General features: G+C 72.9%; 17 protein-coding genes. 7 read left to right on the forward strand and 10 right to left on the reverse strand.

Features of this window, described 5'->3' with window-relative positions:
• Positions 1–179: 179 nt before the first annotated feature.
• Positions 180–1,757: an aldehyde dehydrogenase family protein gene (locus ACIA5F_RS06005; protein ID WP_399349616.1), complete on the reverse strand. Its 1,578-nt coding sequence runs from the start codon at positions 1,755–1,757 to the stop codon at positions 180–182.
• 258 nt (positions 1,758–2,015) lie between these two features.
• Complete coding sequence (locus tag ACIA5F_RS06010) at positions 2,016–2,426, reverse strand: rodlin (protein WP_399349618.1); 411 nt, start codon at positions 2,424–2,426, stop codon at positions 2,016–2,018.
• 299 nt (positions 2,427–2,725) lie between these two features.
• Here ACIA5F_RS06010 and ACIA5F_RS06015 point away from each other — a divergent pair, with 299 nt between their 5' ends.
• A complete protein-coding gene (locus ACIA5F_RS06015) occupies positions 2,726–4,711 on the forward strand; it encodes a serine hydrolase (RefSeq protein ID WP_399349620.1) in 1,986 nt (661 codons plus the stop codon).
• Between the two features lie 102 nt (positions 4,712–4,813).
• On the opposite strand, the gene ACIA5F_RS06020 is transcribed toward ACIA5F_RS06015, so the two are convergent.
• The 4 genes from ACIA5F_RS06020 to ACIA5F_RS06035 are packed head-to-tail and all read right to left on the reverse strand — an operon-like array spanning position 4,814 to position 7,952.
• Positions 4,814–5,590 carry a class I SAM-dependent DNA methyltransferase gene (locus tag ACIA5F_RS06020; RefSeq protein ID WP_399349622.1) on the reverse strand — a complete coding sequence of 259 codons (777 nt, stop codon included), beginning with the start codon at positions 5,588–5,590 and terminating at the stop codon, positions 4,814–4,816.
• A 37-nt stretch (positions 5,591–5,627) separates the two neighbouring features.
• Positions 5,628–6,581, reverse strand: a complete 954-nt coding sequence (locus tag ACIA5F_RS06025) for a transporter (RefSeq protein ID WP_399349624.1) — start codon at positions 6,579–6,581, stop codon at positions 5,628–5,630.
• Positions 6,578–7,528, reverse strand: coding sequence for an ABC transporter ATP-binding protein (locus ACIA5F_RS06030; RefSeq protein WP_399349626.1), 951 nt, complete (start codon positions 7,526–7,528; stop codon positions 6,578–6,580). The genes ACIA5F_RS06025 and ACIA5F_RS06030 overlap by 4 nt, the downstream gene beginning before the upstream one ends.
• 34 nt (positions 7,529–7,562) lie before the next feature.
• Positions 7,563–7,952, reverse strand: coding sequence for a GntR family transcriptional regulator (locus ACIA5F_RS06035; RefSeq protein ID WP_399349627.1), 390 nt, complete (start codon positions 7,950–7,952; stop codon positions 7,563–7,565).
• 184 nt (positions 7,953–8,136) lie between these two features.
• Here ACIA5F_RS06035 and ACIA5F_RS06040 point away from each other — a divergent pair, with 184 nt between their 5' ends.
• Positions 8,137–8,964, forward strand: a complete 828-nt coding sequence (locus ACIA5F_RS06040; protein WP_399349629.1) for a PhzF family phenazine biosynthesis protein — start codon at positions 8,137–8,139, stop codon at positions 8,962–8,964.
• A 61-nt stretch (positions 8,965–9,025) separates the two neighbouring features.
• Here ACIA5F_RS06040 and ACIA5F_RS06045 read toward each other — a convergent pair whose 3' ends face one another.
• Positions 9,026–9,472: a GNAT family N-acetyltransferase gene (locus ACIA5F_RS06045; protein WP_399349631.1), complete on the reverse strand. Its 447-nt coding sequence runs from the start codon at positions 9,470–9,472 to the stop codon at positions 9,026–9,028.
• Between the two features lie 193 nt (positions 9,473–9,665).
• The gene (locus ACIA5F_RS06050; RefSeq protein WP_399349633.1) at positions 9,666–10,625 is read right to left on the reverse strand and encodes a LysR family transcriptional regulator; all 960 of its coding nucleotides are present in this window, start codon (positions 10,623–10,625) and stop codon (positions 9,666–9,668) included.
• Positions 10,626–10,765: 140 nt separating this feature from the next.
• Between ACIA5F_RS06050 and ACIA5F_RS06055 the strand changes: the two genes are divergently transcribed.
• From ACIA5F_RS06055 to ACIA5F_RS06065, 3 genes are all read left to right on the forward strand, one after another.
• Positions 10,766–14,278, forward strand: coding sequence for a M28 family peptidase (locus tag ACIA5F_RS06055; protein ID WP_399349635.1), 3,513 nt, complete (start codon positions 10,766–10,768; stop codon positions 14,276–14,278).
• Positions 14,279–14,614: 336 nt separating this feature from the next.
• Entirely contained in the window at positions 14,615–14,818 is a 204-nt protein-coding gene (locus ACIA5F_RS06060) for a cold-shock protein (RefSeq protein ID WP_399349637.1), read from the forward strand.
• 185 nt (positions 14,819–15,003) lie between these two features.
• Positions 15,004–15,435 (forward strand): GNAT family N-acetyltransferase, encoded by a 432-nt coding sequence (locus tag ACIA5F_RS06065; RefSeq protein WP_399349639.1) that lies wholly within the window; start codon positions 15,004–15,006, stop codon positions 15,433–15,435.
• Between the two features lie 176 nt (positions 15,436–15,611).
• Here the strand turns inward: ACIA5F_RS06065 and ACIA5F_RS06070 are convergent, their stop codons facing one another.
• Complete coding sequence (locus ACIA5F_RS06070) at positions 15,612–15,932, reverse strand: hypothetical protein (protein ID WP_399349641.1); 321 nt, start codon at positions 15,930–15,932, stop codon at positions 15,612–15,614.
• Positions 15,933–16,123: 191 nt separating this feature from the next.
• On the opposite strand from ACIA5F_RS06070, the gene ACIA5F_RS06075 reads away from it, so the two are divergent.
• On the forward strand, positions 16,124–17,161 hold the full coding sequence (locus tag ACIA5F_RS06075; protein ID WP_399349643.1) for a PHP domain-containing protein: 1,038 nt from the start codon (positions 16,124–16,126) through the stop codon (positions 17,159–17,161).
• 66 nt (positions 17,162–17,227) lie between these two features.
• Here ACIA5F_RS06075 and ACIA5F_RS06080 read toward each other — a convergent pair whose 3' ends face one another.
• Positions 17,228–18,121, reverse strand: coding sequence for a UbiA family prenyltransferase (locus ACIA5F_RS06080; RefSeq protein WP_399349644.1), 894 nt, complete (start codon positions 18,119–18,121; stop codon positions 17,228–17,230).
• A 76-nt stretch (positions 18,122–18,197) separates the two neighbouring features.
• Here ACIA5F_RS06080 and ACIA5F_RS06085 point away from each other — a divergent pair, with 76 nt between their 5' ends.
• Positions 18,198–19,259 (forward strand): type III polyketide synthase, encoded by a 1,062-nt coding sequence (locus tag ACIA5F_RS06085; RefSeq protein ID WP_399349647.1) that lies wholly within the window; start codon positions 18,198–18,200, stop codon positions 19,257–19,259.
• Positions 19,260–19,262 lie beyond the last annotated feature (3 nt).

Consider the following 19,262-nt stretch of genomic DNA (forward strand, 5'->3'; position numbering starts at 1 on the left):
TCCCCCAGCTACCGCTGGGAGGTGCCCCCGCGCTCGTTTCGTCTCGGCTCCTCTTCGAGGCCCTTGGAGGCCGAGCTGTCGGGGCGCCCGAGTACGTCCAGCACTACGGGCACTCTCCGCCTTGCGATGCGCCGCACCGGACGCCGCGGGCCTTACCGGCACCACTTCGACGACAGGACCTACGGCATCAGCTGGTACGCGGGAAAGTTGCCCGGCAGCCGTTCGCCGGCGGGGCCCTGGGTGACGGCCCGGACGAGCAGTTCACCGCCCACGAACGCGCCGCGCCAGGAGGCGCCGAAACCGCCGAAGAGCTCCTCCCGGTCCCCCCGGGAGCGGGGTGTGCCGTGGCCGAGTTTGAAGGCGCGGATCTGCGGGGCGAGACGGGCGAAGGTGTCCGGGTCGTCGGTCGACAAGGTCGCCACCAGCGCCCCGTTGGAGGCGTTCATGGCGGCGAGCAGCTCGGCCTCCGTGTCGACGAGGACGATGGTGTCGACGGGGCCGAACGGCTCGGCGTGGTAGAGCGGCGAGGCGGCGGGCGGGCTCAGCAGGGCGAGGGGGGCGGCGTACGCCGAGGTGTCCTGGCCGGGCAGGAGGCGCGCCGGGTCCAGGGCGCCCCGGAAGAGCGGTACGGCGCCCCGCTCGATCGCGTCGGCCGCCTGGCCGGCCAGCTCGCGGGCCTTGGCCGCGTTGATGAGCGGGCCGAAGTCCAGTGCGGGCAGGGGGTCCTCGGGGCGGGCGACGGCGAGCGGGTGGCCCGTACGGACGGACGCGACGGCGGGCAGGTAGGCGGCGAGGAAGGCGTCGAAGACGGTGCGCTGGACGACGAAGCGGGGGTAGGCGGTGCAGCGCTGCTTGCCGTAGTCGAAGAGCCGGGGGACGAGCGCGGTGAGGGCGGGCCAGTCGGTGTACTCCCAGATGCCCCAGGTGTTGAGGCCCTCCTGCTCCAGGATGTGGCGTTTGCCGAGGTCGGTGACGGCGGTGGCGATCCGGGCGCCGGTGTCGCGACCGCCGACGAAGGAGACACAGCCGATCTCCGGGGAGCGGACGAGGGCCTCGGAGAGTTCCCCGCCGCTGCCGCTGACCAGGGTGACCGGGACGCCCTCGCGCCGGATCAGCGCACAGGCGAGGGTGAGACAGGCGACCCCGCCGTCGGTGGGGGCCTTGGCGATGACGGCGTTCCCGGCGAGGGCCTGCACGAGCATGGCGTGGACGAGGACCGACATCGGATAGTTCCAGCTGGCGATGTTGGAGACCGGCCCGTCGAGCGGGGGGCGGCCCTCGACCATGGGCGCGATGTTCTCCACGTACCAGCGGACCCCGTCGACGGCCCGGTCGACATCGGCGCGGGCCAGGCGCCAGGGCTTGCCGATCTCCCAGACGAGCAGGAGCGCGAGGGAATCACGGTGCGCGTCGAGGGCGTCGAGGGCGGCGCCGACCCGGGCACGCCGTTCGGGCAACGGGACCTGTCGCCAGGCGCGGTGCTGGTCGAGGCCGGCCCGGACGGCCCGGCCCGCGGTGACGGCGTCCAGGCGGGGCGGTCCGGCGACGGGGCTGCCGTCGACGGGGCTGGTCGCGGGGAGCGCGTGGCCGTCGGGGACCCAGGAACCGTCCCAGAGGTTGAGGACCCGGTCGTCGCGGAACGCCTCGGGGGCGACGGTGAGGGCCCGTTCCCAGGCGTCGCTCCAGGAGGTGCCGGGTTTCAGCGCGCGGACGGGCGCGGCGGCGGCCGGGGGCGCGGAAGAGGAGGTGGAGGGCATCGGTGGTTCTCCGCTCAGGGGCGGGCGGGGGCGGACCCGCGTCGGGTGGAGGTCTTCGCGCACGCCCACGGGGGCCGGAAAACACCGCAGAGCCCCGCCCCTTGAAGGGGGAGGCTCTGCCCTGTGATCGGTGCCCACCGGACCGGGCGGCCGGTCCTGCCTGCGGAGAACCGGACGCGCGTGTCCGGGTGGAACAAGCCGGGGCCCCGTGGACACTCGCGCAGGCATCGGAGGCCCCGGCTCGAAGAGGGGACTGCGTCAGCTGCCGGCGGAGACGTTGCCGGAGAGGACCGGGATGTTGTCCAGGATGTGCGAGAGCGGCTCGTCGCCCTTGGCCTGGGTGGAGTTCTCGGTGCACTGCTGGTTCTGCGGGTTGGACAGGACGGGGATGTCCTGGATGCCGACGTTGATGAGGGCGATCAGCGACTGGGCGTTGACCTTGGCCGGCAGGCCGATGCAGGGCTTGTTCAGGCTGCCCTGGACCAGGCTGAGCTGCGGGCTCTGGTCGCCGTGGGTCTTCTGGTTGCCGTACGCCTGGACGGCGCCGTTGCCGTTGACGGTGTTGACCCCGTTGTCGTTGCCGATGGCCATGGCGGGGGCGGCCACTGCGGCGCCCGCGCCGAGGACGGAAGCGGTCACGGCGGCGGTGGCCATCATCTTCTTGATCATTACTGGTCCTTCTGTCGCACGAGTGCCCGATGGTGAGCGCCTTGATCAACGGCCGGGCCCCGGTCAGGTTCCGCTGCTTCACCCGATCGGCGGCGCGTCCGGACCCGGTGGTCCGGAGTATGACCGAACGGTCACAGCCCGGGGTGCGGGGAACGAGGTGATCACGACGGACGTCTAGCGGTTCGGTGACGGCGTGTCGTGCGCGTCGCCGGACGGAATCGGCAAGAACCGGCGGGCCGTCGGCCACCGCGTGGGCGGTGGAGGTGACGGCCGGGTGTGAGCAGCAAGGCGGCGCTGGGATGAAAGCGGTAACGGTGGCGGGCGAGCCCTCCGACACTCCGGAGGCCGAGGAGCCCCGCGGCCCGGGAACGGCGGACCCGGACTCCGCACACGGGACCGGACCGGAGGAGAAGGCCGAGGACTCGGCGGGGGACGCGGCGGACCCGGACTCCGGGGCCGAGTCGGAGCCCGAGCCCGAGTCCGGCGGCGAGGACGAGCCGGAAGCTGAGACGGAACCGGAACCGGAACCCGAGCAGGAATCGGAGACGGAGCGCCCCGAGGAGGCGGAGCCTGCGGCGGGCGAGGTGGCCGACGGCGATCCGGAAGACTCCGTGGCCGGGAGCGACAGCGACAGCGACCAGGCTGAGCAGGATGGTGAGGCTGCGGCCGGAACCGGAGTGGACCCCGAACCAGAGCCGGAGCCAGAACCGGAACCCGAATCGGAACCGGAATCGGAACCCGGGCCGGAAGCCCGCACCGCGTCCGGGCCGGAATCCGAGGGCCCGAAGAACGGGACGGATGGGGAGGACGGGGCGGACGGGGAGCCGACGAGTCGGCTCCCCGTGGTCACGCCGCGGGACACCACCGGAACCGTCCTCCTCGCGAAGGTTTCCGTTCCGCCGCGGGCCGAGGCCGTGCGGACGGTCCGGGAGGAGCCCTGGGCAGCCCGGCAGGCACCCCTGCCCCCGTTGGAGATGCCGGCGGAGTTCACCTACCCCGCTCCCCCGCCGGAGCCGGAGCCGGAGCCGGAGCCGGAGACACCCCGCCGGACCGGGGTGCGGCGGGTCAAGGTGTGGGTCCCGGTCCTGCTGCTGGCCGCCGGGGCCGTCACCGCCGCCCAGTTGCTGCGCCCGCTGCCCGCGCCGACGCTCGTCCCGACCGGGACGGTCCACACCATCGACGGGCAGTTCGGCATACCGTGGCCCGCCAAGGGCCAGGCAGCCGTCCGGGTCCCCGGCTCCGGGGAGATCGGCACCTTCGGCGAGCAGAAGCCGGTGGCGATCGCGAGTGTGGCCAAGGTGATGACGGCCTACGTGATCCTCCGCGGCCACCCGTTGGCCAAGAACGATCCGGGCCCGGACATCGAGATCGACGCGGAGGCCGTGGCGGAGGGCGCCTCCGTCGACGAGTCCCGGATCGAGGGGCTCGTCGCCGGGACGAAGTACAGCCAGCGGGACATGCTCAAGATGCTGATGATCCCCTCGGGCAACAACGCCGCCCGGCTGCTGGCCCGGTGGGACGGCGGCACCGGCTCCGACACGGCGTTCGTCGCCAAGATGAACGCCGCCGCCGCCGAGCTCGGGATGCGGGACACCGCGTACACGGACCCCAGCGGTCTGGACAAGGGGACCGTCAGTACCGCCACCGACCAGCTGAAACTCGCGGAGGCGGTGATGAAGGACGACGCGTTCCGCGCGATCGTCGCGCTGCCCGACGCGACCGTCAAGGGGCTGCCCGCGCCGCTCTACAACAACAACGACCTGCTCTCCGTCACCGGGCTGAGCGTCAAGGGCATCAAGACCGGATCGAGTTCCGCCGCGGGCGGCGCGCTGATGTGGGCCGCGTACAAGACGGTCGGCGGCGAGACCCCGCTGATCCTGGGCGTGGTGCTGGAGCAGCGCGTGGACGGCCCGGACCCCCAGGCCCTGAAGAGCCTCGCCCTCGTCAAGACCAACAGCAAGAAGGTCATCGGGGCCGTGCGGGAGGCCCTCGCCTCGGTTCCGGCCGTCCGCAAGGGGCAGGTCGTGGGGCATGTGGACGACGGGCTGGGCGGCCGTACCCCGCTGGTGGCCACGGAGGACCTGAACGTGGTCGGGGTGCCCGGTCAGAAGCTGCGGATGTCGCTCGACACCGGCGTCGGGCCGCTGCCCCGGACGGCGAGGGCGGGAACCGGGATCGGCGTGCTGAGGATCGGCGAGGGGGAGGGCGCGAAGTCCGTCCCGGTCGCGGTGCGGGGCCCCTTGGCGGAGCCGTCGTTCGGCACCCGGCTCACCCGGCTCCGCTGAGGCGGAGAGAAGAGGGAAGAAGAGGGAAGAAGGTCCGCCCGGGGCCTGCGGCGCTGTGCGCGGCAGGCCCCGGGCGGGCGGGTGCGGTGGCGGGGCCGTTGCTCAGCCCACGGTGACGCGGATCTTGGACTGGCCGTGGCCCAGTTTCTCCCAGTCCGCCATGAAGCGGGCGGTGAGGCCGTGCTTGGCCGCCAGGTCCACGAGGGTCTGCGTGCGGTAGTAGAAGTCCTCGCGCAGGACCTGGTGCTCGGTGCCCTCGGTGCGGTCGAAGGTGAAGTCGAACCAGCCGCCGGGGGCCAGGACACGGCCCACATGGGCGAAGCACTCGTCGATGATCCCGATCGGTGAGTGGGAGAAGACGCTGTGGGCGTGGACCACGTCGAAGTGGTGGTCGGGCAGGAAGTCCAGGGTGAGGTTCTGGGTGATGGTCAGGTGCGGGAGCTTGGCCTGGAGCTCCTGCTTGGTCAGGGTCTCCTTGGCCGATATGAGGATGTCGGGGGAGATGTCGATGCCGTAGTAGTGGCCGGCGTCGAGGTGGTCGATGAAGCGCCAGCCCGCCCGCAGGTTGCCGCAGCCGATGTCGAGCATCCGGTGCCGGGGGGTGAGGCCGTGCTCCAGGAGGTAGTCGAACTGCATCTTGCCGAGCGCCAGCCAGCGGTCGTGGGTCTGGCTGCCCACGGCGGCCTCGGGGTTGCGGCCCGTGTCGGAGGCCATGACCGCCCGGTAGTAGCCCACGTGGTCGGGATGCTTCAGGCGCAGCCAGCCGTCACGCGCCGCGCGGCGGAGGTAGGGAGTGATGCGGTCCGGGTTGGTCATCGCGTAGCGGACCTTGTGACCGACACTGGTCCGGTTGGCGAGGAGATTCTTCTTCGTGGCCATGGATTCCCTTGTCTGATGACGGTACGTGAGGGACTGCTCAGGCGGTGGTGCGGCGCAGGACGACGAGGATCAGCACGACCAGGGCGGCCACGAGGCCGACGTAGAGCGCGGTCTCGATCCACTGGAAGACCCAGAAGTCGCTGCTGGGGTAGACCTTGTGGTAGCGGGCGACGAAGCCGTGTTCGTCCATGCACTGGCGGAGGGGGTCGCCGGAGGTCTGGCACACCTCAAGGATGGAGTGCTCTCGCCCGTCGGGCGTCAGGTAGCCGAACTCCCCCGTGGACCAGGCGCTGCCGACCGGTGTCTTGGGTGTCGTGCCGGGGGTGATCCGGACCTCGGGGGAGATCCAGCTCCGCCGGAAGAAGGCCAGGAACACACTGGTCGTGCCGATCGCCGCGAAGGTCACGGCCATGGCGGGCAGGGTGCGGCGGACCAGCAGGCCCACGGCCGTGCCGACGGTGAGACCGAACAGGGCGCAGGCCACGGAGGCGGGCCCGGTCGCGTTGTAGATGGCGGCGTCGTGCCAGTAGAGCCCGTCGAGCGTGTTGGAGACGGGCGCCCACCACCAGGCGACGAGAGCGGCGACGACGGCCGAGGCGAGCGTGGTGAAGAGCGCGGCGAGGCCGAAGCGGGCGACGAACCAGTCGCGGACGCCGATGCCCTGGGTCAGGGTCAGCCGGAAGGTGCCGGTCTCCAGCTCGCGCCCGATGAGCGGGGCGCCCCAGAAGACGCCGATGAGGGCCGGGAGGGCGATCCCGAGGATGCCCAGGGCCCTGATCGCCTCCGTGTTGCCGTCCACGATGAGCATGGAGGCCAGGCTCTCGCAGTCGCCGTTCCATCCCTTGCACGGGACGAACCGGTACTCCTCGATGAGCGCCGTCATCGCGGCGCGCCGGTGGGCGACCCAGGCCGCGCAGGCCAGGAGCAGCAGGGTCGCGGTGAGGAGCATCACGCGCTGCTGGCGCCAGGCCAGCCAGAGTGCGCCGGTCATGCGGCGGCCCCTTCGGGAGCCGTGGCGGACGTGGTGGCGGACGTGGTGGGGTGCGGGGCGCGCAGGTAGGCGAGCAAGAGGTTTTCCATGGTGGGGGTCTCGGCGATCCAGCGGTCGTCGGCCCCGGGCAGGGGCGCGGCGCCGGTGGCGGGGTGACGGACGAGGGCGGTGACCTGGCGGCCGGTCCTGGCGGCGTGCACGACGGCCGTGCGGTCGAAGCCGTGGGGCAGGCCGTCGGTCTCGATGGGGTCGGCGCGTCCGGTGAGCCGGGTGTGACCGTCGCACAGCTCCTGGATGTCGCCGCAGAGCCGTACCGTGCCGTCCCTGAGGAGGAGGACCCGGTCGCAGACCTCGTCCAGTTCCGCCAGGACGTGCGAGGACATCACGATGCTGGTGCCGTGCTCGGCGGCCTCGGCCATGAGCAGGGCGGTGATCTCGTGCCGGGCGAGCGGGTCGAGGTCGGCGAGCGGCTCGTCCAGGAGGAGCAGCCCGGCGCGCTTGCCCAGGGTCATGGCGAGGGCGACGCGGGTGCGGTTGCCGCCGGAGAGGGAGCCGATCCGCGCGTCGAGGGGGATGTTCCCGGCCCGTACGAGGCGTTCGGCGGCGTCCTGGTCCCAGCGGCGGTTCAGGCGGCGGCCCAGGCGCAGGGTGTCGGCGACGGTGAAGCGGGCGAAGAGCGGCCGGTCCTGGGCCAGGAAGGCCGTGTCCTCACGGGCCTCGCGGGAGCCGGGGGCGTGGCCGAGGACACGTATCTCCCCGGTGGAGGGCCGCAGCAGACCGGCCGCGAGCTGGAGCAGTGTGCTCTTGCCCGCGCCGTTGGGTCCGACGAGCGCGGTGATGCTCCCGGCGGCGATGTCGATGTCGCACGCCCACAGGGCCCGGCGGCCCTCGAACTGTCTGCCGAGCCGCGTCGCGCGCAGCGCGCCGGCGACGGTCGGGTCACTCACGTGGTGTGTCCTCTCTCTGCCCCGAGACCGCGGGCTACGGCCCGGAGGGGGTGAAACATGTGTCCGCGACGGCCGTGACGAGCGCGGTGACGTCGTCACGGTCGAGTCCGGCTTCCCGCGCCCGGGTCATCCAGGCCGCGAGGGCGAGGCCGAGCGGGGCGTCGGCCGCCGTCTCGGGGCGGGACAGCGAGCGCCGTACGAAGGTCCCCGCGCCGGGGCGGGGTTCGACGAGCCCTTCGCGCTCCAGTTCCCGGTACGCCTTGAGCACGGTGTTCGGGTTGATCGCGGTGGCCGCGACCACTTCGCGGGCCGTCGGCAGCCGGTCGCCCGGCTCCAGTACGCCCATGCGCAGCGCCTGCTTGACCTGGGTGACGAGTTGCAGGTAAGTCGCGACACCGCTGCGCCGGTCGACCCGGAACTCCATCTCCACCTCATTTCACTAACGTGTTAGTGGAATAGTGCAGACTCCGGCCCTGCCCGTCAATTTCAAGATCACCGGACCCGCGTCCGGCCCGGCCGGGCCGCCCGACCCTGGACCACCCCCGGGCAGGCCACTCTTGCGGAATTGGCCTTGCCGGTGCGGTGATCGGCCCGGGTACGTTCGCCGCATGCGCATCCACATCGTCGACTCCTTCGCCGACCGTCCCTTCTCCGGGAACCCCGCCGGTGTCTGTCTGCTCCCGCCCGGTCAGTGGCCGCAGGACCCGTGGCTGCGGCAGGTCGCCGCGGAACTGAACCACTCCGAGACCGCGTTCGCCCTCCCCCTGCCGGCCGGGGGCGAGGCCGACTGGGAGATCCGCTGGTTCACCCCGCTCGTGGAGACCAACCTGTGCGGCCATGCCACATTGGCCACGGTCCACACCCTCCACCGGGAACGCGGCCTGGTCGGTACGGTGCGGTTCCGCAGCCGCTTCAGCGGCGTCCTGACCGCGTGGGTGGACGGGGACGGCGCCGTCACCCTGGACTTCCCGGCCGCCCCGCACCACGAGGTTCCCGTCCCCGACGGTCTCGCCGAAGCCCTCGGGGTGCGGCCCGAGGCCGCCTTCCGGACCGGCGCGCTCGGTGACCTGCTCACGGTCCTGCCCGACGAGGCCGCCGTCCGGGCGGTACGGCCCGACCTCCCGGCGATCGCCGCCCTGACCCGGCGCGAGGGGCTGCGCGGTGTCATCGTCACCGCGGCGGCCTCCTCGCGGGAGCCGGGCTACGACTTCGTCTCCCGCTTCTTCTCGCCCGCCGAGGGGATTCCCGAGGACCCGGTCACCGGCAGCGCGCACACCGCGCTGGCCCCCTACTGGTCCGCACGGCTGGGCCGTGACGGGCTGACCGGGTTCCAGGCGTCCGCCCGGGGCGGCCTGGTCGGGACCTCGCTCCACGGCGACCGCGTCCACCTCACCGGCCCGGCGGTCACCGTGCTGGAAGGGACCCTGCACGTCTGACACCGCCGCGGCGGCCACGACGACCAGGAACAGGCGGGGTGGGGCGGGCCGGGAGGCCGTGTCAGCGGGGCTCGCGGACGAAGAGGGTGACGGTCGCCCCCTCGACGAACCCGTGCCGGCGCATCAGCGCGGCCGAAGCCTCGTTGCGGGACTCCACATCGGTGACGACGGCGGTGGCGCCCGCCTCCTCCAGCGTGCGGCAGCAGGCTTCGGCGAGCCGGCCGCCGACGCCCCGCCCCTGGAAGTCGGGGTCGGTGGCGATCCATTCGAGGTTGCCCCAGTCGGCCCGCTGGTCGAAGCCCATGGACCCGAGCACGTACCCCGCGACCCGGTCGCCCGCGAGCGCCACCCAGCACGCGGACTCCACGCCGTCCAGGTGGTGGGCCACGGCGGAGAGCGACCACGAGGTGTAGGGCTTGACGGACAGGTCGTAGAGGCGCCGCCCCAGGGCCAGGACCTGCGGTACGTGATCCACGGACAGGGGAACCAGCCGGATCTCGGACACCATGGGACGACTCTAGAACGCTCGGCCGGTCACCGCCCGTCCGCGCTCCGCCACCCGGGCCCCACCCGGGCCCCACCCGTCCGGCGCCCGGGTGCCCGCGTGTGCCGGGAGCTCCCGGCAGGACAGGAACGCGGCCTGCCCGCCGCTCCCCGCCACGGCGGCTCCCTCGTGGAGAGCCCGGCGGCGGGCCCGGCCGTCAGTCGAGGGCCGGGTGCAGCTCGGGGTGGGCGTCCCACCACTCCTGGTGGAAGCGGTTGTTGCCGACATTGGCCAGGTAGGCGCGGGCCGCCGCGCGGTAGAGCAGTTCCGCCTGCCGGGCCGAGACCGAGGAACGGTTCCAGGCGAGGCGGATACGGCCGGTGACCGGGGAGCCGACGAGCGGGCGCAGCACCGTACCTTCCGCCCTCAGCGCGGTCGGCTGGCTGAGCGAGATCACCCGGCCCGCCGCGATCAGGTCGTAGTGCATCTTGCGGTCGGTGATGCGGTGGCTCAGCGAGGGGATGAAACCCGCCTTCGCGCAGGCCGTGGTCAGGGCTTCGGGGCCGCCGTCGTCGTCCTCCACCAGCGTCATCCACGACTCGGCGGCGAGGTCGGCCAGGTCGATGCGGTCCAGGTGCGCGAGGGGGTGGCGGGCCGACAGCCGGATGCAGAACGGTTCCCTCGGGACCAGGGTCCGGACCAGGACCCCTTCGGGGAGCGCCACCTCGTGGTCGTTGACCTCCCCGTACACGATGGCGTCGTACTGGCCGGCGCCGAGCATCCGGGAGAGCGCCGTCACCGAGTCCTCCAGGTCGACGGTGATCTCCCGGCCCGACATCGACAGGTCCGTGCGCGCGAGGAGGCCGTCGAGCAGGACGAGCATGATGCAGCCCAGCCGCAGCGGGGCGTCGGCGGCGAGGGCGCGGGCCTCCGCGCCGAGTGCGTCCATCTCGTTCAGCACCCGGCGCGCCTTGGCCAGGACGAACTGGCCGAGCGGGGTGGGCTCCACACCGCCCCGGCCCCGGACGAAGAGCTCACCGCCGGTGGCCCGTTCGATCCGGCGGAGCTGGGCGGAGAGCGCGGGCTGGGAGACGCCGAGCCGGCGTGCGGCGGCCCCCAGACTTCCCGCTTCCGCTATCCGGCAGACGGCTTGCAGGTGCCTCAACTCCAGCTGCATCCGGGCAGCGTACGCAGCGCGGTGCCGTCGCACCATAACGCGGGTCTTATGCCGTCCAGGATGTCCCATTCTTGCCATGTCCACGCTCATACTCGGCGGCGACGAGCACGGACTCCCACCCCCCACGATCGGAGTGGACGTTGCAGCCCACCAGACTGACGGCGACAGTGGCGGCCCTGGCGCTGACCGCGAGCCTCGCCGGCGCCCTGGCCGGGACGGCATCGGCCGCGCAGCAAGCGCAGCCCGCACCGCCCCCGAAGGACACCTCCGCCGCCCGCGCGGTCGCCGCGGCCGACCAGGCCGTAGGCAGCGGTCTCGACTCCCTGGTCAACTCCTCGCAGGAGCAGTACGAACGACGCCTGGTCACCCCCTGGCTGCGGGACCTGTACTCCGTGGCCTACGAACGCAGCTACCGCGGCCTGCCGGTCGTCGGGGGCGACGCGGTCGTCCTCGCGGACGGCGAGGGCAAGGTGCGCACCCTCCAGTCCGCCTCCTCCGTACGGATCGACGTGCCGACCCGGCCGACCGTCACCGCCAAGGACGCCGAGACGGCCTCGCGGGCGAAGCTGGTGAAGGTCGACAAGGTCGAGAGCAGCCGGCTGGTCGTCAGGCTCAAGGACGACAGGCCGGTCCTGGCCTGGGAGACCGTCCTGACCGGGCGGACGGGTACGGCCCCCAGCCGGCTCCACGTCTTCGTGGACGCCCGCACCGGCGCGGTCGTCGACACCCACGACGAGGTCGTCGCGGGCACCGGCAACAGCAAGTGGAACGGTCCCGGCCCGCTGGCCATCGACACCACCGCCTCGGGCTCCACGTACACGCTGCGCGACCCCAACCGGGCCGGGCTGAGCTGCGCGGACTACAGCACGGGCGCGGTCTTCTCGAAGTCCTCCGACTCCTGGGGCACCGGCAACCCCACCTCCAAGGAGACCGGCTGTGTGGACCTCATGTTCGCCGCGCAGAAGCAGTGGGACATGCTGGGGCAGTGGCTGGGCCGCAACGGCGTCAGCGGCAACGGCCGCAGCTTCCCGGGCAAGGTCGGCCTCAGCGACCTGAACGCCTACTGGGACGGCAGCGCGGTGACGATCGGGCGCAACAGCGCCAACGAGTGGATCGCCGGCCTGGACGTGGTGGCCCACGAGTACGGGCACGCCATCGACTCCAACACCCCCGGCGGCACCAGCGGCCAGGAGGCCGGGCTCGGCGAGGGCACCGGGGACATCTTCGGCGCGCTGACCGAGGCGTACGTCAACGAACCGTCCCCGTACGACACACCGGACTACACCGTCGGCGAGGTGATCAACCTCCAGGGGCGGGGCCCGATCCGGAACATGTACAACCCGCCGGCCGTCAACAACGACCCCGCGTGTTACAGCTCCGCGATACCCGGGACGGAGGTGCACGCGGCGGCGGGCCCGCTGAACCACTGGTTCTACCTGCTGGCCGAGGGCACCAGCCCGGGCGGCGGCAAGCCCAGCAGCAGCACCTGCAACCAGACCACGCTGACCGGTGTGGGCATCCAGAACGCGGGCAAGGTCTTCTACGGCGGCATGCTGCTCAAGACCAGCAGCATGTCGTACAAGAAGTACCGTACGGCGACGCTCAGTTCGGCGAAGGCGCTCGACACCACCTGCGACCTCTTCACCCGGACCAAGGCGGCGTGGGACGCCATCAGCGTGCCCGCCCAGACCGGTGACCCGACGTGCACCCCGAGCGGGCAGAACAACGACTTCTCGCTGGCGCTGAACCCTCCCTCGGGCACCGTCCAGCAGGGCGGATCGGTCACCACCACGGTGACCACCAGCACCACCACGGGCACGGCCCAGTCGGTGACCCTGAGCGCGTCCGGTCTGCCCGCCGGGGTGAGCGCCTCGTTCAGCCCGGCCACCGTGCAGTCCGGCCAGTCCTCGGTGCTGACGCTGAGCGCCACCTCCAACGCGGCGCCCGGCTCCTCCGGTGTCGTCGTCAAGGGGCAGGGCTCCACGCTCTCCCACACCGTCGACTACGCGCTCAACGTCGGCGGGACCCAGCCCGGCAACGACCCGCCGGACATCGGCGTCGCCAACATCCAGGCGCACCTGGCCCAGCTGAACACCATCGCCTCGCAGAACGGCGGCAACCGCCGTGCGGGCAGCGCCGGTCACACCCAGTCGCTGGCGTACGTGAAGGGCAAGCTCCAGGCCGCCGGGTTCACCGTCACCGAGCAGAGCTGCACCTCCTGCACCTACCCGTCCAACAACCTGATCGCCGACTGGCCGGGCGGCCCCGCCGACCAGACCGTCGTGTTCGGCGCGCACCTCGACGGCGTCCCGGCCGGGCCCGGCATCAACGACAACGGCTCGGGCTCCGCGACCCTGCTGGAGAACGCCCTGGTCCTCGCGCAGAAGAACCCCACGATGACGAAGCACGTACGGTTCGCCTGGTGGACCGACGAGGAGCAGGGGCTCAACGGTTCCCGTTTCTACGTCAACCAGCTGAGCGCCACGCAGCGTTCGGCCATCAAGGCCTACTACAACTTCGACATGGTCGGCTCCACCAACGGCGGCTACTTCATCAACAACGTCAACTCCGCCGCCGCCGCACCGCTCAAGGCGTACTGGACCTCGCTGAACCTCGCGCCCGAGGAGAACGTGGAGGGCCAGGGCCGCAGTGACGACGCCTCCTTCCAGGCGGCCGGCATCGCCACCTCCGGCTACGCGGCCGGTGCCAGCGCCCGCAAGACCTCGGCGCAGGCGGCCAAGTGGGGCGGCACCGCGAACGCGGCCTACGACTCCTGCTACCACAGCGCCTGCGACACCACGAACAACATCAGCGCCACGGTGCTGGACCGCAGCGCCGACGGTGTCGCGTACGCCGTCTGGAAGCAGGCGGTGGGCGGTGAGGCCCCCGCGCAGGACTTCTCGCTGAGCACCAGCCCCTCCGCGGGCACCGTCACCCCGGGCGGGACCACCTCGGCCACGGTGAACACCACCACCGTGAGCGGGGCCGCCCAGACGATCGCCCTGTCGGTCTCCGGCGCGCCCAGCGGCGTGAGCGCGACCCTCAGCCCCTCCTCCGTGCAGTCCGGCAGCTCCTCGACGCTGTCCGTGCAGGCCGCCGCGGGCACCGCGCCGGGTACGTACACCCTGACGGTGACCGGCTCCGGCACGGTCGGCCACACCACCACCTACACGCTGACGGTCGGCGGCGGGGGCGGCACCTGCACCCCGCGCCAGCTCGTGGCCAACGGCGGCTTCGAGGGCGGCACCAGCCCCTGGACCACCACCTCGGGCGTGATCACCAACCAGGCCGGCCAGGCGCCGCGCGGCGGCTCGTACATGGCCTGGCTCAACGGCTGGGGCTCGCCCCGTACGGACAGCGCCGCGCAGTCGCTGACCGTCCCGTCGGGCTGCTCCTCGTACCGGCTCTCCTTCTACCTGCACATCGACACGGCCGAGACCGGGAACGTGGTCTACGACCGGTTCACGGTCTCGGTCAACGGGCAGACGCTGGAGACCCTGTCCAACGTGAACGCCGGTCCCGGCTACGCGCTGAAGTCGTACGACCTCGCGCAGTTCGCCGGCCAGACGGTCTCCTTGCAGTTCAACGGCGTGGAGGACCAGTCCCTGCAGACCTCCTTCGTCGTGGACGACGTCACCGTCCAGGTGAGCTGACGCCCGCCCGACCCCCCATGGAGTCCGGCCCGGTCCCCCTCGGCGGGGGCCGGTCCGGACTTTTTTCGGCCGGGATTTTCCGGACAGGAGAGGGGATTCAGCCCCCACACGGCCGAATCGTATAATTAGTATTACCACGTGCTTCCGGCGGAACCGTGCTACCGTCGATCTTAGTTGCAGTTGTGGTTCCCAAAGACTTCAAGTGCCCTTGCCGAGTCATATCCGGTAAGAGCACTTTTGTTTTATCCGGACTTTTTCTCCGGGCGGGGCAATCAACGCGGCGACAGGGAACGCGCACCGTGCACGTCCCGGGAACTGCCCCGAAGGAGATCTGACATGGCTACTGGAACCGTGAAGTGGTTCAACGCGGAAAAGGGCTTCGGCTTCATCGAGCAGGACGGCGGCGGCGCCGACGTCTTCGCCCACTACTCGAACATCGCCGCCCAGGGCTTCCGTGAGCTCCAGGAGGGCCAGAAGGTGAAGTTCGACGTCACGCAGGGCCAGAAGGGCCCGCAGGCGGAGAACATCACCCCCGCCTGACGCCTCCGCGTACACCGGGCCGGGTCCCGCACCTCAGGGTGCGGGACCCGGCTCTTGTGTTTGCCGTGTCCGCCGTGTTTCCCGGGAAAACTTTCCGGGAAGACTGTCCCTTTCACGCCCACGGAGCCCACGGAGCCCCCCGGGCGGCCGGATCGCCGTGCGGGGCCCCCGATACGCTGCCGCCCATGAAGATCATCGACCTTGAGCCGGGCGACCCGCGCCTGACGGCCGACCTGCTGCCCGTGCTGCTCGAACTCCGCCCGCACCTCACCGAGGACCTGTTCCACGCGATCTACGCCGAGGGACACTCCCAGGGCCTGCGCTTCAGCGCGGCCTACGGCGACGACGGCGCGTGCGTGGGCGCGGCCGGCTGGCGGATCGTCGCCACCACCTTCCAGGTCCGCAAACTGTACGTGGACGACCTGGTCACCGCCGGAGCGGCCCGCTCCACCGGGGTGGGCCACGCCCTCCTGTCCCACCTGGAGCAACGCGCCCGCGCGGCGGACTGCGCCGTGCTCAACCTGGACTCCGGCACCCAGCGGACCGACGCCCACCGCTTCTACTTCCGGGAGCGGATGGCCGTGACCGCCTTCAACTTCGCGAAGCCGCTCCTCTGACCGGGCCCGTCCCGGCAGGGGCACACCCACCGACGCCGGGTCCGGGACGGCCCCCGCCGTAGGTCCTGTCGTCACAGTGGCGCCGGTCAGGCCCGCGGCGTCCGGTGCCGGGCGTCGCGGGCCAGGCAGGACTGTGACGACAGGGCCCAGGAGCGTCCCGGACCCGGCGCCAGGTGTCACCCGGCTTCGGCGGCCGTCCGCCGGTACTGACGGGCCGTCAGCTGGCCCTGGGCGAAGGCGTCGCCGTCCGGCGAGTAGGGACCGCCGCGGTCGAAGAGCAGGTCGGTGATGCGCCGCCACTCGGCCACCGCGGCGCGGGTGCGGCCGTCGGCGTCCTCCAGGTCTCCGGCGGCCTTCAACGCCGCCCGCTCGGCGGCTTCGAGCGCGGCGGCGCTCTGGTGGTGCGTCATGCCGGTGGCTTCGCTCCGGACCCGGTCCCGGGCCGCGCGTTCCTCGGCGGAGGGTCCGTACGGTACGGCAGCGGCGTCATCGGTCATCGGGGGCCCACCTTCCGTTTCGTGGTCCTGTCGTGTGGTCGTGCTTCCTGCTCCGGCCCCGGCCGGTCCGGGCCGTCCTGCCCCGTCCGGCACCCGTGGGCCCGGGAGTTCACGGCCGGGCCGCCGGTGCGCGCCGTCCCCCGGTGGCCCGCGCCTCTCCCGCTTGTCAGACTGGCACGAGGAGGTGTCCGATGGAACCGGTTGCGGCACTGGACCGGATCGCCTTCCTGCTGGAGTGCGCGGGGGCGCCCACGTACCGGGTGCGGGCCTTCCGGACGGCGGCGGCCGTGCTCGCGCGCAGGGACGGCCCGGAAGCGGCCGAGCGGGTACGGGCCGGTTCGCTGGAGGCCGTGCGGGGGATCGGCCCGAGGACGGCCCAGGTCGTACGGGAGGCGCTCGCCGGGGCGGTCCCCGCGTACCTGCGGGTGCTGGAGGACGAGGCGGCGGCGCTTCCCGAGGGGCCGCCGCCGGGGCCCGCCGCCCTCGCGCTGCGGGCGGCGCTGCGCGGGGACTGCCACCTGCACTCGGACTGGTCGGACGGGGGCGGCTCGATCGAGGCCATGGGGCGCGAGGCGGCCGGGGTGGGGCACGAGTGGGCCGTCCTCACCGACCATTCGCCGCGGCTGACGGTGGCGCGGGGGCTCTCGCCGGAGCGGCTGCGCGAGCAGCTGCGGGCGGTGGCCGAACTCAACCGGGGCTGGGCGCCGTTCCGGCTGCTCACCGGCATCGAGTGCGACATCCTGCCGGACGGGTCGCTCGATCAGGAACCGGAGCTGCTGGACCGGCTCGACGTCGTCGTCGGCTCCGTCCGCTCGAAGCTGCGGATGGAGGCGCCCGCGATGACCCGGCGGCTGCTGGCGGCCGTGCGCGATCCCCGGCTGGACGTCCTGGGCCACTGCACCGGGCGGCTGGTGACCGGGCGGACCCGGCCCGGGTCGGAGTTCGACGCGGAGGCCGTCCTCGCGGCGTGCGCGGAGGCCGGGACCGCGGTGGAGATCAACAGCCGGCCCGAACGGCTCGATCCGCCCCGGCGGTTGCTGCGGTCGGCGGTGGCGGCCGGGACACTGTTCGCGATCGACACGGACGCGCACGCCCCGGGCCGGCTCGACCTGCAGATCCTGGGCTGCGTACGGGCCGTGGAGTGCGGGGTCCCCGCCGACCGGATCGTCACCACCTGGCCGGCGCAGCGGCTGACGGCCTGGACCCGGGCCCGGCGGGCGGCCGGGTAGGTCCTGCTCGTCCGGCGGCCGGTGCGGGAGCGGGCCCGGGCCCGGCGGGTCTCCGGGCCCGCGGTGTCAGGTGCCGAGCCCGCGCACGAGCAGGGCCGCGTCGGCCCCGGCGACGGCCAGGGTGGTGAGGAACGGGAGCCGGCCGCGGGGGCGGAGGGCCACGAGCAGCGCCGCCACGGCCGTCATCGGCAGCAGGAGCGTGCCGTACGGGGTCACCGGCCCGGGGGCTCCCACGACCAGGGTGAGCGTCGAGCCGAGGAGCAGGAGGCCGGTGAGGGCGGCCGAGTACCGGGCGCCGAGCCGCTGCGGCAGGCCCGTGACCCCGGTGGCGAGGTCGTCGTCGATGTCGGGCAGGACGTTGGCGACGTGCGCGCCCGCGCCGAGCAGGGCCGCGGCGGCGGTGAGCCACGGCGGTGGCCAGGGCGCGCCCGGCAGGCCCAGGGTGACGAAGGCGGGCAGCAGGCCGAAGGCCAGGGCGTACGGCAGCCAGGAGAGGACCGTGCTCTTGAGCCGCAGGTTGTAGGCCCAGGCCGCCGCGACGCAGCCGAGGTGCACCGCCGCGGCGAGCGGCCCGCACGCCAGGGAGAGCGGGACGCAGAGCAGCAGCGCCAGGGCCGCGGCCCGGGTCACGGCCGCGGGGCGGACCGTACCGGCCACCAGGGGCTTGTCGCGGCGGCCGGTGGCCAGGTCCCGGCGGAGGTCGGCGCGGTCGTTGCTCCAGCCGACCGAGAGCTGTCCCGCGGCCACGGCGGCCACGGTGAGCGCGGCCCCCGGCAGGGCGCGGCCCGTGGCGGCCGTCAGCACGGCGGTGACGAGGGTGACGGCCGCCGCCGGGAGGGGGTGACAGGCCCTCAGCAGGCCGGTGGCCGTGGACCGCGGCGCGGTGGGGAGCGCGGGGTCGGCGGGGGCCGCAGCGGCGGGCGGGCCGAACCGGTGGGGGTCTCTGGTTCTCGCGGGCACGGTGTCACGGTATGCGGCGCCGCGCCCGGTTCAGGTTATTCATCACGAAGTGTCAGTTTTTTCCTATGGTGAATCAATGACCCGTGTCCTGGCAGTGAGCAGCGTGTTCCCGCCCCATCGCCACCGGCAGTCCGAGATCACGGAAGCGCTCGCCCGCTTCCTGCCGCCGGGCTCCGACGCCGCCCTCCTGCGCCGGGTGCACGCCTCGGTGGGGGTGGAGACCCGGCACCTGGCGCTCCCGCTGGAGCGGTACGGGCCGTCGAACGACTTCGGCGCGACCAACGCCCTCTTCGCCGGCACCGCCCTCGACCTCGGTTCCCGCGCCCTCGCGCTCGCCCTCGGCGAGGCCGCTCTGGCGGCGCGGGAGGTCGATCTCATCATGTCCACGACGGTGACCGGGCTGGCGACGCCCTCGCTGGAGGCCCGGCTCGCCGTCCGCGCGGGGCTGCGTCCCGAGGTGCGGCGGGTGCCGCTCTTCGGTCTCGGCTGCGCGGCCGGGGCGGCGGGGACGGGCCGTCTGCACGACTACCTGACGGGCCGGCCGGACCATGCGGCGCTCCTCGTCTCCACCGAGCTCTGCTCGCTCACCCTCCAGCCCGCGGACGCCTCGGCGGCGAACCTGGTGGCCGGGGCGCTCTTCGGTGACGGGGCGGGCGCCCTGGTGATGGTGGGGCGCGGCCACCGGCTGCACGACACCGGCACCGGGCCCCTCGTGGTGGACTCGCGCAGCCGCCTCTACCCGGGCACCGAGCACCTGCTGGGCTGGGACATCGGCCACTGGGGTTTCCGGATGGTGCTCGGCCGTGAACTGCCCGAGCTGGTCAGGCTGCACGTGGCCGAGGAGGTCGAGTCCTTCCTCGCCGGGCACGACCTGAAGCCCTCGGACGTCGACGCCTGGATCTGCCATCCCGGCGGGCCGAAGATCCTCGACGTGCTCGCGCGGGCGCTGGCGCTGCCGGAGTCGGCCTTCGCCCCGAGCCGGCGCTCCCTGGCCGCCGTGGGCAACCTCTCCTCGGCCTCCGTCCTGCACATCCTGGGCGGGGTCCAGGCGGCGGGGCCGCCGCCGCCCGGCTCGGTCGGGCTGATGCTCGCCTTCGGTCCGGGCTTCGCCTCCGAACTCGTCCTGCTGCGGTGGTGACCC

This window comes from Streptomyces sp. NPDC051567, from assembly GCF_044454165.1.
GTDB lineage: Bacteria > Actinomycetota > Actinomycetes > Streptomycetales > Streptomycetaceae > Streptomyces.

Excerpts from the sequence above, each read along its gene's own strand:
- ACIA5F_RS06005 (WP_399349616.1), bottom strand. The coding sequence starts at position 1,757 with ATGCCCTCCACCTCCTCTTCCGCGCCCCCGGCCGCCGCCGCGCCCGTC.
- ACIA5F_RS06010 (WP_399349618.1), bottom strand. The coding sequence starts at position 2,426 with ATGATCAAGAAGATGATGGCCACCGCCGCCGTGACCGCTTCCGTCCTC.
- ACIA5F_RS06015 (WP_399349620.1), top strand. The coding sequence starts at position 2,726 with ATGAAAGCGGTAACGGTGGCGGGCGAGCCCTCCGACACTCCGGAGGCC.
- ACIA5F_RS06020 (WP_399349622.1), bottom strand. The coding sequence starts at position 5,590 with ATGGCCACGAAGAAGAATCTCCTCGCCAACCGGACCAGTGTCGGTCAC.
- ACIA5F_RS06025 (WP_399349624.1), bottom strand. The coding sequence starts at position 6,581 with ATGACCGGCGCACTCTGGCTGGCCTGGCGCCAGCAGCGCGTGATGCTC.
- ACIA5F_RS06035 (WP_399349627.1), bottom strand. The coding sequence starts at position 7,952 with ATGGAGTTCCGGGTCGACCGGCGCAGCGGTGTCGCGACTTACCTGCAA.
- ACIA5F_RS06040 (WP_399349629.1), top strand. The coding sequence starts at position 8,137 with ATGCGCATCCACATCGTCGACTCCTTCGCCGACCGTCCCTTCTCCGGG.
- ACIA5F_RS06045 (WP_399349631.1), bottom strand. The coding sequence starts at position 9,472 with ATGGTGTCCGAGATCCGGCTGGTTCCCCTGTCCGTGGATCACGTACCG.
- ACIA5F_RS06050 (WP_399349633.1), bottom strand. The coding sequence starts at position 10,625 with ATGCAGCTGGAGTTGAGGCACCTGCAAGCCGTCTGCCGGATAGCGGAA.
- ACIA5F_RS06060 (WP_399349637.1), top strand. The coding sequence starts at position 14,615 with ATGGCTACTGGAACCGTGAAGTGGTTCAACGCGGAAAAGGGCTTCGGC.
- ACIA5F_RS06065 (WP_399349639.1), top strand. The coding sequence starts at position 15,004 with ATGAAGATCATCGACCTTGAGCCGGGCGACCCGCGCCTGACGGCCGAC.
- ACIA5F_RS06070 (WP_399349641.1), bottom strand. The coding sequence starts at position 15,932 with ATGACCGATGACGCCGCTGCCGTACCGTACGGACCCTCCGCCGAGGAA.
- ACIA5F_RS06075 (WP_399349643.1), top strand. The coding sequence starts at position 16,124 with ATGGAACCGGTTGCGGCACTGGACCGGATCGCCTTCCTGCTGGAGTGC.
- ACIA5F_RS06085 (WP_399349647.1), top strand. The coding sequence starts at position 18,198 with ATGACCCGTGTCCTGGCAGTGAGCAGCGTGTTCCCGCCCCATCGCCAC.